Below are 14807 nucleotides of genomic sequence, written 5' to 3'. Positions count from 1 at the left end.
AAAAGCAGCCTGCACTTTAAATTATGCCGTTAAAGTTCCTTTGGTTGATGGCATTTTACCTGCCATGCGCTCATCGTGTTCCACCGCCATGCGCAAGGCGCGTCCAAACGCACTTTGCCTGTGCCGTCTAGGTTGATGGGTACAGTAATTTGGGTTTCGCTGGTGTTGCGAGTAATGGTTGCGGTACGCATGGTTTGTGGTCTCTGAATTATGAAAAAGGCGTAAGATTACCTAAAATCTTTGCAAAACTGAATTCTATCTAAACACCTTTAAATTACCGTCATTCCCGCGCAGGCGGGAATCTATTTAACTTATTCAATTATATGGATTTATTTTCTATTACCTAAATGCCACGTTAGATTCCTGCCGTAGTTTACCCTTGCGTAGGCGGAGGCAGGAATGACGGCACAGTAGTTTTGCAAAGTACTCATTTTGACTATAATGTCGTTTTATTTTGTATCCCTAAATTATGCACATTTCCGACTTTGACTTTGATTTACCCGAACACTTAATCGCCCAAAACCCACCTGCCGTGCGTGGCAGCAGCCGTTTGTTGGTTGCGTTGCCCAATCAACCGTTTGCCGACCAGCATTTTGCCGATTTATTAAACTACGTTCGTGCAGGCGATATATTTGTGTTCAACAACACCAAAGTGATGAAAGCGCGATTGTTTGGACAAAAAACCAGTGGCGGCAAAATTGAAGCCTTAATTGAGCGCGTGTTGGACACACACACCGCTTTGGCGCACATTCGCTCGTCCAAATCACCCAAAGCAGGCGCGGAACTGATTTTTACGGGCGACATTCACGCCACCATGACCGAACGCGTGGGCGAATTGTTCAAACTGCATTTTTCGGGCGAACAAACGGTGTACGAACTATTAGAACAACACGGCGTATTGCCCTTGCCGCCCTATATTGTTCGCAGCGCAGACGACAATGACGACAATCGCTATCAAACCGTGTATGCCAAACATCAAGGCGCAGTTGCCGCTCCCACCGCAGGCTTGCATTTTACCGATGATTTATTAAGCAGCCTGCAACAAAAAGGCATAGAGTTCGCCGAAGTAACGCTACACGTTGGCGCAGGCACATTCCAGCCCGTGCGCGTAGAAAACATTGCCGAACACAAAATGCACAGCGAATGGTTTGATGTGCCAGCAGACACCGTTGCCAAAATCGCCGCCGCCAAAGCGCGTGGCAACCACATTTGGTCGGTTGGGACGACTTCTTTACGCGCGATTGAATCGGCAGCACGTTCAGGCACATTGCAAGCAGGGCAAGGCGACACGGATATTTTCATCACACCGCCCTACCCGTTTCAAGTCATTGACCGCTTGATTACCAATTTTCACTTGCCCAAATCCACGCTGTTGATGTTAGTATCTGCATTCACAGGCAGCGAGCGAATCCGCCAGTTGTATCAACACGCTATTGGCAAAGAATATCGCTTTTTTAGTTATGGCGATGCAATGATTTTGGGGCGCGAACCATAAAAAGCAGCCTGCACTTTTAATCAACCACAAAGGAAACGCATCATGAAAAAAATTGAAGCCATTATCAAGCCGTTCAAACTGGACGACGTGCGCGAAGCCCTGACCGAAGCGGGCATTTCTGGCATGACGGTTACCGAAGTCAAAGGCTTTGGACGACAACGCGGACACACCGAAGTGTATCGCGGTGCAGAATACGCGGTGGACTTTTTGCCCAAAGTAAAATTGGAATTGGTGCTGCCCGATGATTTGGTAGAACGCACCGTAGAAATTATTGTACAAACCGCACGCTCAGGCAAAATTGGCGACGGCAAGATTTTTGTTTTACCTGTTGAAGAAGTTATCCGAATTCGCACAGGCGAAACAGGCGAAGCTGCGGTTTAAATAGCATAAACATAAAGTGCAGGCTGCTTTGAAATGTTGGATCACACCCTAACAAAAACATCAAAACAAAGCAGCCTGCACCTTTCCATTTCCATCAACCAAGAGAATCAACATGACCCAACAAACAGGCAATGTATTTGTCATTTCCGCCGCATCTGGCACAGGCAAAACCACGCTGGTATCGCGTTTAACGCAACGCAACGCCCACATTCGCGTATCCATTTCGCACACCACACGCGAACCACGTGCGGGCGAAGTAAACGGACAGCACTATCATTTTGTAAACAAAGAACAATTCGCACAACTGGCTGGCGAAGGCGCGTTTTTGGAACACGCCGAAGTGTTTGGCAATTTTTATGGCACAAGCGCACAAGCCGTAAAAGATTTGTGCAATCAAGGTTTTAACGTAATTTTGGAAATTGACGTGCAAGGCGCAGCGCAAATTCGCCACGCCCTACCCGATTCGGTGAGCATTTTTATTTTGCCACCCAGCATGGCAATTTTGGAATACCGCCTACGCACGCGCCAAACCGATAGCGATGAAGTAATTGCGCGTCGCCTATCCGAAGCGCGCGAAGAAATCCAACACGCTTTTGCCTTTGATTACATTGTGCATAACCACGATTTGCAACAAGCCGAAAACGAATTATTGGCAATTTTCCAAGCCACACGTTTGCGCCAAAGCAACCAAGTTGCCAGCATTGAAAAAGTGTTAAAAAGCGTATAAAATCTGCCCACTTAAATGTGCAGGCTGCTTGGTCGCCTTGCACGGTTTTTAGTTTTATTTAAAGGAATATTCATGGCACGCATTACTGTGGAAGATTGCACTCCGCACATTCCCAATCATTTTGACTTAACTTTGGCAGCAGCACGCCGCGCGCGCCAGCTAGAAAACGGCACATCGCCTTTGGTTGATGATGTACGCCACGATAAACCAACGGTAACCGCTTTGCGCGAAATCGCAGCAGGGCAAGTGGGTGTGGACATTTTGTCGCGCAATAAATAAACACAAAAAAGTGCAGGCTGCTTTTGAAGCGTTCAAAAGCAGCCTGCACTTTTTTGTACAAAATACAACATAAAATAACGCTATTTGATTTATTGCTGATTTTTTTAGCCCTATCTATTATGATTTAACCCAATCACAACCAATCAACACGAGCCAACATCATGTCCCCAATTCAACCCACCGCCCCCTACGATTCCCTGACCGCCAGCGTCCGCGATACCCTGTTTCGTGAAGCGCGTTATTTGAATGCAGACGAATTACAACAACTCGAAAAAGCCTGTGCCTATGCCTTTTTTGCACACGATGGTCAAACGCGCAAAAGTGGCGAACCCTACATCACCCACCCGATTGCCGTAACCATCGAACTGGCACGTTGGCGCATGGACATTCAAACATTAAGCGCAGGTTTAATGCACGACGTGTTGGAAGACACCCACATCACCAAAGCCGAAATGGCACAAGAATTTGGCGACACCATCACCGAAATGGTGGACGGCTTATCCAAACTAGAAAACCTAAAATACGACAGCAAAGCCGAACAACAAGCCGAGAGCTTTCGCAAACTGATTTTGGCGATGACCAAAGACATACGCATCATCATCGTTAAGCTATCTGACCGCCTGCACAATATGCGGACTTTGGGTGCAAAAAGCCCCGACAGCCGCCGCCGCATCGCCACCGAAACGCTGGAAGTGTATGCCCCCATTGCCAACCGTTTGGGGCTGAATCCTGTGTATCGCGAGTTGCAAGACTTGGCGTTCAAAGCCATGCACCCTGCGCGTTACCAAGTGTTGCAACGCGCCATGACCGCCTTCAAGAAAAATCGCCACGATGTGATTGAACGTGTGCTACGCGAAATGAGCTTGCATTTGGTTGGCTACAACATCGAAGCCAAAATCCAAGGGCGCGAGAAAAATTTGTATAACATTCATCAAAAAATGAAGGCAAAAAAAATCAAATTTGAAGATGTGTTGGATATTTACGGCTTTCGCGTGATTGTGAACAGCAAAGCAGCCTGCTATGTTGCTTTGGGTGCGCTGCACGAATTGTATCAACCCAAACCTGGTAAATTTAAAGACTACATTGCCATTCCCAAATCCAATGGCTACCAATCGCTGCACACCGCGCTCAACGGCCCGTATGGTTTGCCGATTGAAATCCAAATTCGCACACGCGAAATGCACGCCGTTGCCGAATCGGGCGTGGCAAGCCATTGGGCATACAAATCGGGCGACACACACGAAGATGAAACCACATTGCGTACCAACCAATGGCTGCAAAACATTTTGGATTTGCAATCACGCAGCGACAATGCGTTTGAATTTTTGGAACACATCAAAGTCGATTTGTTCCCCAACGAAGTCTATATCGTTACGCCCAAAGGCAAAATCATCACACTGCCACGCGGCGCAAGCACCATTGACTTTGCCTATGCCATTCACACCGACATTGGCAATCGCTGCATTGGCGCACGAGTTAATAACGTGGCTGTGCCGTTGCGTACCAAACTCAAAACAGGCGACACAGTGGAGATTATCACATCGCCCAATGGCAAACCCAACCCAGCTTGGTTGAGCTTTGCCGCATCGAGCCGTGCGCGTAGTGCCATTCGCAACTACGTCAAAAACACCAGTCGCAGCGATGCCATTGCCTTGGGCGAACGCCTGTTGGCACAAGCCTTGGGCAGCTTGTTGCCCAAAGAAGTCGCACAGTCAGACACGTTTAAAGACAAATACTTAAAGCAGCTAGAAGCACGCGAGCAAAAATTGGAAGACGTGTTATACAACGTAGGCGTGGGCTTGACCTTGCCTGTGTCGGTGGCGATGGAAATTGCCGATATGGCGGGCAACCACTTTGGCGGCGAAGTCAAATTAAGCCCGATTCAAATTCACGGCAGCGAAACCACGCGCGTGCATTTGGGCAAATGCTGTATGCCTGTGGCTGGCGATTCGGTACGCGCCGTTATCGTTAAAGACCAAGGCTTGATTATCCACCGCGACACCTGCGCCACGCTGCTCAAATCCGATCCCGAGCAGCAACTGGACGCAGATTGGGCAACGCTGCCTGCTGGCATGGAAAAAATGTACGATGCGGCAGTGGTGGTGTCGTCAGCCGATGCCCACGCGCTGTTGGCAACGATGGCAAGCGCGATTTCTGGCACAGGCGGCAACATTGCATCGGTGGACACGCTATCCAAATCGCAAGCTGGCACAGAAGGCTTTATCGAATTCCGTTTCAATGTAAACGTGCGCGATTTAGCACATTTGAAAGCGATAATGACAGCATTGCAGCATATTCCGCACGTTCGCACGGTTAAGCGTGTGTAGATTAAATTGAGATTGAAAAAGCAGCCTGCACTTTTGTGTTGATGAAAAGTGCAGGCTGCTTTTTGTATTAGACTTTCTGTAAAACAATAAATTTTGGCTGTGTTCGCATAATTCGTTGATATGCGCGTAAGGTGGGATTTATAGTGGATTAAATTTAGATTAGGACAGGGCGACAACGACTGCCGTGTACATCTAGTACATAAGGGAGTTGGCAACGCTGTACTAATCTAAATTTAATTCACTATAACAGCAACTTGATTTGCTTGAAATAACACTTTGTGATTATGAAAGATTTTATCGGCGAGCCGCCGACGCTCCATTGTATCGTGTACCGAAAAGCAGCCTAAAACCGTATAATCCACTCCATTTACGCAACAGGAAAAATCCCCATGCTCACTTCCGCCCAAATCCTCATCAACGCCCAAACCTTCGCCACACGCTGGCAACACGAATCAGACGAAAAATCCGAATCCCAAACCTTTTGGAACGAATTTTTCGCCATTTTCGGGCTAGACCGCAAAGCCATTGCCATTTTGGAAAAGCGATTAAAAGCAGAAAAATCCACCAAATTCGCCGATGTTTTCGTGCCGAAAAAATTGCTCTGCGAACAAAAAACCAAAGGCAAAAACCTAGACGATGCCGCCGCCCAAGCGCGTGAATATTTAGAACAAATCCGCGCCCAAGAACCTGAAAATTTACCGCCGTATTTCATCGTGTGCGATTTCGCAACCATGCGATTTTACGAAACCATTGGCACGGCTTGCGTAGAATTTCCGCTTGAAAAGCTGCCTGAAAACATCGGTTTATTCAATTTTTTGCTGGATTTGGAAACGGAAATTCATCACGCGCAAAGCCTTGTTAATTTGCAAGCGTCCGCGATGATGCGCGAACTCTACAACGGCATTAAAGCCGATTACAATACCGACACCGTGCGTAAATTCCTAATCCGCATTTTGTTTTGCCTATTCGCCGAAGATACAGGCATTTTCCGCCCCGACCAATTCAACCGCCTAATCGACAAACACACCAAAGCAGACGGCAGCGACACAGGTGCAATGCTCACGGAATTATTCCAAACGCTCAACACCGCCAAACGCTCACCCAAGCTGCCTGAATATTTACAAGAATTTGACTACATCAACGGCGGCTTATTCGCCGAAACACTGCCCACCATTTATTTTGACAGCGAAATGCGCCAAAAGCTGATTCACATCGGCAGGGAAATCAACTGGGGCTTTATTTCGCCCGAAATTTTCGGCTCGCTGTTTCAGGAAGCGTTGGACGTGAACGAACGCCGCGAATTGGGCGCGCATTACACCGAAAAAGACAATATTGAAAAAGTCATCAACTCGTTGTTTTTGGACGATTTAAAAGCGGAATTGGCGCAAATTAGCAGCCTGAAACGCGACAAGAAAAAACGCTTGATTGAATTTCAACAAAAAATCGCGAAACTCAAATTTTTAGACCCAGCTTGCGGCACAGGCAATTTTCTTGTGGCGGCGTATCGCGCCTTGCGTGAATTGGAGATTCAAGTCATTCACGAATATCAGAAATTGGATAAAACGCATTTGCAATCTGCCGTCAGCATTGAGCAATTTTTCGGCATTGAAATTGACGGATTGGCGGCGGAAATTGCGGTGTTGTCCATGTGGTTGATTGACCATTTATGCAATTTGCACGAAGGCGCGGCATTGGGCAAAGGCTACGGCAGCCTGAATATTCCGCTACGCAAATTGGCACACATCACGCACGGCAATTCGCTGCGATTGGATTGGGAAAACGTGGATTTTATTCTTGGCAATCCGCCGTTTATCGGTTCAACGTATCAAACCAAAGAGCAAAAAGCGGACACGCAAGCGGTTTCAGGCAGCCTGAAAAATGCTGGGATTTTGGATTATGTGGCAAATTGGTATGTGAAAGCGGCGCAAATCATGCGCGACAATCCGCAAGTGCAGGCTGCTTTTGTTTCTACCAATTCCATTTGCCAAGGGCAGCAAGTGGAAGCACTTTGGGGCGCGTTGTTGGATTGGGGCGTGGAAATTCATTTCGCGCACCGCACGTTTCAATGGACGAGCCAAGCGCACGGCAAAGCGGCGGTGCATTGCGTGATTGTGGGTTTCAGGCAGCCTGAAAAGCATTCGGGTGCGAAATATTTATTTGATTATCCCGACATCAAAGGGCAGCCTGAAAAACGCGAAGTGGCGAACATCAATCCGTATTTGATTGATGCGCCGAATGTGATTATTGAAAAACGCAGTAAACCAATTTCGGGCGAGCCTGAAATGATTTACGGCAGCAAACCAACTGACGGCGGTAATTTAATTTTATCAACCGAAGAAAAAAACGAATTGATTGCAGCCGAACCATTGGCGGAACAATACATTCGCCGATTTTTGGGCGCGGAAGAATTTTTGAATAATAAAGAACGCTGGTGTTTGTGGTTTCATGGAATGAGTGAAATGCGATTGTTTACCGATTTACAAAAAATGCCTTTGGTTGCCAAACGCATTGAATTGGTTAAACAAATGCGTTTAGAAAGTTCAGATAAGCAAACCAATAAAGCCGCAGCCACGCCGCATTTATTTCAAGCAATCAGGCAGCCTGAAAGCGGAAATTATTTGTTAATTCCAAGCGCTTCATCGGAAACACGCGAATTTATCCCGATTGGTTATTTGAATAGTAATACGATTAACGGCAATGCAAATTTTAGTTTGCCAAACGCGACTTTGTACCACTTCGGGCTATTAAGCAGCACCATGCACAATGAGTTTATGCGAACCGTGGCAGGGCGATTGAAAAGCGATTACCGCTATTCCAATACGATTGTTTATAACAATTTTCCGTTTCCGTTTGCCGCATTCAGGCAGCCTGAAACCGAAATCAGCCCAGCCGAACAAAAACACCGCACCGCAATTGCCACAGCCGCCCAAGCCGTGTTGGACGCACGAGCGCATTACATAGCCCAAGCGCAACAGGAAAACTTGCCCGAGCCGAGCTTGGCGGATTTGTATCGCAGGGGCGCACCGTTTACGCGCTTGCACGCCGCCCACGCCGCGCTAGATAAAGCTGTGGATAATGCTTACGGCTACACTGGCGGTAACGATGATGCGGATAGAGTGGAGTTTTTGTTTGGGGTGTATGAGAAAATGAAAGGGGCGTAATGGAGCGTCGGCGGCTCGCCGACAAAATTTGCAAATGTTCGCGCCATCAAAAAAATGATGTGACATTTGAAATGTGTCGGTGAGCCGCCGACGTTCCAGCCGCAGGTCAGGCTGAAATAGATTGGTACACACAAAAAAGCAGCCTGCACTTTCAATCAACAAAAAGTGCAGGCTGCTTTTATAGTGAATTAAATTTAGATTAGTACGGCGTTGCCAACTCCCTTATGTACTAGATGTACACGGCGGTCGTTGTCGCCTTGTCCTAATCTAAATTTAATCCACTATAATTAACGCGGCAAGATTATTTCACAATTTCCACTGCGCCATGGTCATCACAATGGTCGCCGTGTTGGTAGTGCAAACGTCCGTTTACAATGTAATCTACATGGTCGCCATGTGGCACGGCTTCGTGTCCGCAGCCTTCGCCGTGAACGTGTTCAGCACATTCGTGCGTTGGGTGGCAGTCGTCTGGGTTTTGTTCGTTTACATCTAACGTATGTTCATCGTAATGACCGTTGTGCGCGTGATGCAAATGTCCATCATGCAAGTAATCTACGTGGTCGCCATGTTTAATTGCAGTGTGTCCACAATTTGCGCCGTGTTGATGTTCGTGATTTTGGTGGGTTTTACAAGTTGTCATGATATTTTTCCTTTGCTATTACGACGAAATTGTCGTGCTTTTTATTGTAGCAAAATTTTTCTTAATTTCAAGTAATTTGTTGATTTTAAATAATTTTGATGCGATATAGCGTAACAGGATTGACCACGCAAATTTAAAAGCAGCCTGCACGGAGAGCGTAACCCATCCCCTCTCCTCTGCCCTCTCCCAAAGGAGAGGGAGTCGATTTGCGAACACAAAAGCAGTCTGCACTTTGAATCAACAATAAAGTGCAGGCTGCTTTTTTATTCCCAATCCCGACAAGCATTCACCGCTTCTTGCAGGCTGCTTACGCCTTGAATTTTCAGGCTTGGGAACTCTTTTAAATTCTTCGGCAAATTCGCTTTCGGCACAATCGCCCGTTTAAAGCCCAATTTCTCCGCTTCTTTCAAACGCTCCTGCCCACGTGGCACAGGACGAATTTCGCCACTCAAACCAATTTCCCCAAACGCCACCATTTTTTCAGGCAGCGGCTTATTGCGATAGCTCGACAACATCGCCAAAATTACCGCCAAATCCGCCGCAGGTTCGCTGATTTTCACGCCGCCGACCGCATTCAAAAACACATCTTGGTCAAAACACGCAATGCCAGCGTGGCGATTCAGCACCGCCAGCAACATGGCAAGACGGTTTTGCTCCAAACCCACCGTTAAACGCTTCGGCGTGAAACCGTGCGCATCATCAACAAGTGCCTGAATTTCCACCAAAAGCGGACGACTGCCCTCTTGCGTAACCAACACGCACGAACCCGCCACATCATCGCGATAGCTCGCCAAAAAAATCGCAGACGGATTAGAAACGCCTTTCAAGCCCGTTTCCGTCATCGCAAACACGCCCAATTCATTCGCCGCCCCAAAACGGTTTTTAATCGCCCGAATCATGCGGTAATTGGAATGCTGATCGCCCTCAAAATACAGCACCGTGTCCACCATATGCTCCAACACGCGCGGACCCGCAATCGCGCCGTCTTTGGTAACGTGTCCAACAAAAATCATCGCAATGCCCATTTGTTTGGCGATTCGCGTCAGTTGCGCCGCACATTCGCGCACCTGCGACACCGAGCCAGGGGCGGACGTGATTTGGTCAGAATACATCGTTTGAATCGAGTCAATCACGACCACAGACGGCTCGTGCTGTTTTAAGGCAGCCTGAATCGCCTCCAAACGGATTTCCGCCAACAAATTCACGCCGTCCGCATTCAGCCCCAAACGCTGCGAACGCAACGCCACTTGTTGCGCCGATTCCTCACCCGACACATACAGCACTTTGCGTTTTTTCGCTATTAAAGCAATGGTTTGCAACAACAAAGTGGATTTGCCAATACCTGGGTCGCCACCGAGCAAAATGACCGCACCGTCCACCAAACCGCCGCCCAACACGCGGTCAAGTTCGCCCATGCCAGTGGCTTCGCGTGGGACTTCCATGGCGGTAACTTTGGATAATTCTTGCACTTGCGTGGTTTCCGCCGCCCACGATTGGAAACGCGCGTTTTTGGGTTCGGGTGCGGTTAGCTGTTCAGAAAGCGTGTTCCATTCGCCACAATGCGGGCATTTGCCAACCCATTTGGGTGTTGTGCCACCGCATTCGGTGCATTGGAATTGGATTTTTGGGGCTTTTGCCATTTGGTTTTTTCCTTGTGTCGTGTAGGTCGGGTTGGCAACCCGACAAGTTTTTATTCGTGTGAATTTTCAGGCTGCCTGAAAATTATAATTGCAATTCTTCGGGTGGATTAAAAATAGGTTTTGGTTTAGCACGACAAGTTTGTTATGTAACAAATTGTTCATTGCGTTCTACTGTTAAAAAATAACTCTCTTCATGCTCGTCCGTTAATCTATCCAGCGTTTTCATATTGTCCTTTCTGGTGGATTAAAAGAATAATTAAAGCAGCCTGCATTATATCAAATGCAGGCTGCTTTAAAATCAATCAAAAAAACACATTAATCAAAATACTCAATATGTGTGGATAGGCAACAATCATCAATAAAACAATGGGTCGCCAAAAATCGCGTGGGCATTTGTGTTCCAGAAAAACCCAAATGCTGTTGGTTGCCATGAAATTAAAAAACAGCCAAACCAATAAACACGCCCAAAAAAATACGATTAAGCTATTGTCTATAACCAACTGAAAAACCAGTAAACCAAACACATACACCAACCATGCAATAACAGACAAAATAGCAGGGTTGATGGCATCTATATCTGGATTGCGGTCAGCATTAAACCATTTTTTGCCAAACGGTAATTGAGATATAACGCGCTTAATAGCCAGATAGGAAAGAATAATAAGAAAAATGGCAAAATAAATGCAAGGGGATTTACAAGCATGATTGATTTTTCCAATACAAAGCAGCCTGCATTATAACGAAGTGCAGGCTGCTTTCGGGCTGTAGTTAATGCACTTATCTTTTAATACTGCGTTGCCAACACCCTTATGTATAGTGGTTTAAATTTAGATTAGGACAAGGCGACAACGACCGCCGTGTACGCGTAGTACATAAGGGAGTTGGCAATGCCGTACTAATCTAAATTTAAATCACTATACTATGCGTACACGGCGGACGTTGTCGCCTTGTATTAAAAAATCTTTGCATCAACTATATAATGTGCCGTGTTTCATATTTTGGGAGAATAAAATGACGATTTACTTTTTAGGCGGCGGCAATATGGCAGCGGCGATTGTGGCTGGTTTGTGTCAAGCAGAGCGCACGACAGAGATTCACGTTGCCAATCGTGGTGCAGAAAAACGCGCGGCGTTGGCAGCCAAATATGGCGTAAGCGTTTCGGAAAAATTGCCCATGCTCACCAAAAACGATGTGCTGATTTTGGCAGTTAAACCGCAAGATATGCAGGCTGCTTGCGAAAACGTGGCAAGCAACGGTGCGTTGGTGATTTCGTTGGCAGCAGGGTTGAGCCTTGTCACTTTGTCGCGTTATTTGGGTGGCACGCAACGCATGATTCGCGCCATGCCCAACACACCAGCGCAAATTGGTTTAGGCGTAACAGGTTTATTCGCTGCCAGCGCGGTGAACGAAGCGGACAAACACATCGCCCAAGCCATTTTTGCGACTTCGGGCAGCACTGTTTGGCTGAATGACGAAGCGCAAATGCACGCGATAACTGCCGTATCGGGCAGCGGTTCAGCGTATGTGTTTTATTTGATGAACGCTTTGCAACAAGCGGCTCTGGATTTGGGCTTTGATGCCGAACAAGCGCGCACGTTGAGTCTTCAAACATTCAAAGGTGCGGTGGCGTTGGCAGAACACACGGGTGAAGAGTTGCGCGTGTTGCAAGACAAGGTAACGTCCAAAGGTGGCACGACTTTTGCCGCGCTGACGCATTTTAACGAACAGCAAGTCGCGCAACACATTGGTGCAGGCGTGCAGGCTGCTTGTGCGCGTTCGCAGGAATTGGCGAAGATGTTTGAGTGAGATTAGATAGGAAGTGCAGGCTGCTTTTTGGCGATTTAAATATGATGAACAATCAATTTTTTCCCTTTGTGGTCTAACACTTCCACCTCCATATCAAACAATTCTTTAATATTTTCAACTGTAAACACTTCTTCGGGGCTGCCTGAAAATTTCACTTCGCCTTTCTGCATCGCAATCACATAATCCGCATACGCCGCCGCCATATTGATGTCGTGCAACACAACCACAGTTGTGCGATTGTGTTCATGCGTCAATTCGCGCAAAAGCTGCATTAAATTTTTCGCGTAATACATATCCAAATTATTCAACGGCTCGTCCAGCAACACATATTCCGTGCTTTGACAAAACACCATGGCGATTAAGGCGCGTTGGCGTTGTCCGCCCGACAATTCGGTCAAATAACGCTGTGCCAACGGTTCAAGCTGAAATTGCACAATCGCTTGTTCTACAATCGCTTTATCTTCGTCAGTCGGTCGCCCCTGATGATACGGATAACGCCCAAACAGCAGCAAATCACGCACGGAAATGCGGCTGTGAATGCTGTTTTCCTGCGTCAAAATCGCCAAAATTTTCGCCACATCAGCCGTTGGCGTAGTTGCCAAATCGCGCCCATTGTACGCAATGCTGCCTGAAACCAACGGCTGCAACCGCGCCATAAACGACATCAGCGTGGATTTGCCAGCACCGTTTGCGCCAATCAGCGCGGTAATGCCGTTTTGCGGAATATTCAAAGACACATTATTTAAAATTTGCTGTTCGCCAATTTTGTGGGAGACGTTTTTGATTTCAATCATTCAAAGTTGCCTTGTTTTGAGAATAATTGGCGAATTGTATAACAAAAATTGCAGGCTGCCTGAAAAAGAAATATCTTTCAGGCAGCCTGCATATTTCAAATCATGCAATCACATGATTACAAAGAGTAATACATTTCAAATTCCAACGGATGCGGAGCCATTTGCATACGGCGTACATCTTCTTCTTTGAACGCGATGTAGCTGTCAATCCAATCTTGGCTAAACACACCGCCGCGAGTCAAGAACTCGTGGTCTTCTTTCAACGCTTTCAACGCTTCGTCCAAAGATGCGCACACGGTTGGCACTTGAGCATCTTCTTCTGGTGGCAAATCGTACAAGTTTTTCGTTGCAGGGTCGCCAGGGTGGATTTTGTTTTGAATGCCGTCCAAGCCAGCCATCAACAATGCCGCAAACGCCAAGTATGGGTTAGCCATTGGGTCTGGGAAACGCGCTTCAATGCGAACCGCTTTCGGGCTAGTTACCGCAGGAATACGGATTGACGCAGAACGGTTTTTCGCAGAATACGCCAATTTCACAGGGGCTTCAAAGTGTGGCACCAAACGCTTGTATGAATTGGTAGAAGGATTGGTAATCGCATTCAACGCTTTGGCGTGTTTGATGATGCCGCCGATGTAGAACAATGCCGTTTCGCTCAAACCAGCGTAGCCGTCGCCAGAGAACAAGTTTTTGCCGTCTTTCCAAATAGATTGGTGAACGTGCATACCGCTACCGTTGTCGCCCATCAATGGTTTTGGCATGAAAGTTGCCGTTTTGCCGAAATTGTGTGCCGTATTCCATACAACGTATTTCAAATCTTGCGTCCAGTCAGCGCGTTTAACCAATGTGCTGAATTTTGTGCCGATTTCCATTTGCGAACCAGTTGCCACTTCGCCGTGATGAACTTCCACAGGAATGCCGATTTCTTCCAAAATACGAACCATTGCCGAACGCAAATCTTGACCCGCGTCCACAGGCGCAACAGGCGCGTAACCGCCTTTTACGGTTGAGCGATGACCTGTGTTTTGACCGTCAAAATGTTTGCCGCTAGACCATGCGCCTGTTTCAGAAGTGATTTCAAAACGCGCTTTGTCCATGTGCGTTTCAAATGCCACACCGTCAAATACGAAAAATTCAGGTTCAGGACCAAAGAAAGCCGTATCGCCAATGCCTGATGATTTCAAATACGCTTCGGCGCGTTTGGCGATAGAACGTGGGTCGCGGTCGTAACCTTTGCCGTCCGCTGGGTCAATCACATCACAAGTCAAAACAACCGTTGCATCATCGTAAAATGGGTCAATAAATGCGGTTGTCGCGTCAGGGCGCAACTGCATATCAGACGCTTGAATGCCTTTCCAGCCGCCGATTGACGAGCCGTCAAACGCTTGACCATTTTCAAACCATTCTTCTGGGTCTTCCAACACAACACGCGCTGGAATCGTGAAATGATGTTGCTTGCCTTTGGTGTCGGTAAAGCGCAAATCAACAAAACGGACATCGTTGTCCTCAATCATTTTTACTACATCTTTGATAGACATGGCATTGCTCCTAGTGATTAGT

Annotated in this window: 12 protein-coding genes and 1 pseudogene; 7 read left to right on the top strand and 6 right to left on the bottom strand. The window is 47.2% G+C overall.

Features of this window, described 5'->3' with window-relative positions; all coding sequences use genetic code 11:
- Positions 1 to 21: 21 nt before the first annotated feature.
- Positions 22 to 111, bottom strand: a pseudogene (locus tag DQN52_RS11340) (imidazoleglycerol-phosphate dehydratase); the annotation flags it as partial.
- A gap of 358 nt (positions 112 to 469) precedes the next feature.
- On the opposite strand from DQN52_RS11340, the gene queA reads away from it, so the two are divergent.
- The 6 genes from queA (at position 470) to DQN52_RS06250 (ending at position 8370) form a co-directional block, all read left to right on the top strand.
- The gene (gene queA / locus DQN52_RS06275; RefSeq protein WP_003785931.1) at positions 470 to 1495 is read left to right on the top strand and encodes a tRNA preQ1(34) S-adenosylmethionine ribosyltransferase-isomerase QueA; all 1026 of its coding nucleotides are present in this window, start codon (positions 470 to 472) and stop codon (positions 1493 to 1495) included.
- Between the two features lie 42 nt (positions 1496 to 1537).
- Positions 1538 to 1876 carry a P-II family nitrogen regulator gene (locus DQN52_RS06270; protein WP_003785929.1) on the top strand — a complete coding sequence of 113 codons (339 nt, stop codon included), beginning with the start codon at positions 1538 to 1540 and terminating at the stop codon, positions 1874 to 1876.
- Between the two features lie 112 nt (positions 1877 to 1988).
- Entirely contained in the window at positions 1989 to 2603 is a 615-nt protein-coding gene (gmk, locus tag DQN52_RS06265; RefSeq protein WP_003785928.1) for a guanylate kinase, read from the top strand.
- 72 nt (positions 2604 to 2675) lie between these two features.
- Positions 2676 to 2882, top strand: coding sequence for a DNA-directed RNA polymerase subunit omega (gene rpoZ / locus DQN52_RS06260; RefSeq protein ID WP_003785927.1), 207 nt, complete (start codon positions 2676 to 2678; stop codon positions 2880 to 2882).
- 161 nt (positions 2883 to 3043) lie between these two features.
- A complete protein-coding gene (locus DQN52_RS06255; RefSeq protein ID WP_003785926.1) occupies positions 3044 to 5209 on the top strand; it encodes a RelA/SpoT family protein in 2166 nt (721 codons plus the stop codon).
- Positions 5210 to 5598: 389 nt separating this feature from the next.
- Complete coding sequence (locus DQN52_RS06250; RefSeq protein WP_003785925.1) at positions 5599 to 8370, top strand: class I SAM-dependent DNA methyltransferase; 2772 nt, start codon at positions 5599 to 5601, stop codon at positions 8368 to 8370.
- Positions 8371 to 8671: 301 nt separating this feature from the next.
- Here DQN52_RS06250 and DQN52_RS06240 read toward each other — a convergent pair whose 3' ends face one another.
- The 3 genes from DQN52_RS06240 to DQN52_RS06225 all read right to left on the bottom strand — a co-directional run bounded on the left by DQN52_RS06240 (position 8672) and on the right by DQN52_RS06225 (position 11201).
- The gene (locus DQN52_RS06240) at positions 8672 to 9010 is read right to left on the bottom strand and encodes a hypothetical protein (protein ID WP_003785924.1); all 339 of its coding nucleotides are present in this window, start codon (positions 9008 to 9010) and stop codon (positions 8672 to 8674) included.
- 263 nt (positions 9011 to 9273) lie between these two features.
- Positions 9274 to 10650, bottom strand: a complete 1377-nt coding sequence (gene radA, locus DQN52_RS06230) for a DNA repair protein RadA (protein ID WP_003785922.1) — start codon at positions 10648 to 10650, stop codon at positions 9274 to 9276.
- Between the two features lie 302 nt (positions 10651 to 10952).
- Positions 10953 to 11201, bottom strand: coding sequence for a hypothetical protein (locus tag DQN52_RS06225; RefSeq protein ID WP_003789854.1), 249 nt, complete (start codon positions 11199 to 11201; stop codon positions 10953 to 10955).
- Positions 11202 to 11661: 460 nt separating this feature from the next.
- On the opposite strand from DQN52_RS06225, the gene proC reads away from it, so the two are divergent.
- Positions 11662 to 12456 (top strand): pyrroline-5-carboxylate reductase, encoded by a 795-nt coding sequence (proC, locus tag DQN52_RS06220; protein WP_003785917.1) that lies wholly within the window; start codon positions 11662 to 11664, stop codon positions 12454 to 12456.
- A 35-nt stretch (positions 12457 to 12491) separates the two neighbouring features.
- On the opposite strand, the gene DQN52_RS06215 is transcribed toward proC, so the two are convergent.
- Both DQN52_RS06215 and glnA read right to left on the bottom strand, forming a co-directional pair.
- On the bottom strand, positions 12492 to 13250 hold the full coding sequence (locus DQN52_RS06215; protein WP_003785916.1) for an iron ABC transporter ATP-binding protein: 759 nt from the start codon (positions 13248 to 13250) through the stop codon (positions 12492 to 12494).
- 116 nt (positions 13251 to 13366) lie between these two features.
- Positions 13367 to 14785, bottom strand: coding sequence for a type I glutamate--ammonia ligase (gene glnA, locus DQN52_RS06210; RefSeq protein WP_003785915.1), 1419 nt, complete (start codon positions 14783 to 14785; stop codon positions 13367 to 13369).
- Positions 14786 to 14807: the final 22 nt, after the last annotated feature.

This window comes from Kingella kingae, assembly GCF_900475905.1.
Taxonomy (GTDB): domain Bacteria; phylum Pseudomonadota; class Gammaproteobacteria; order Burkholderiales; family Neisseriaceae; genus Kingella; species Kingella kingae.
Note: the sequence above shows the minus strand (reverse complement) of the source record. Positions and strands in the feature narration are given on the sequence as shown.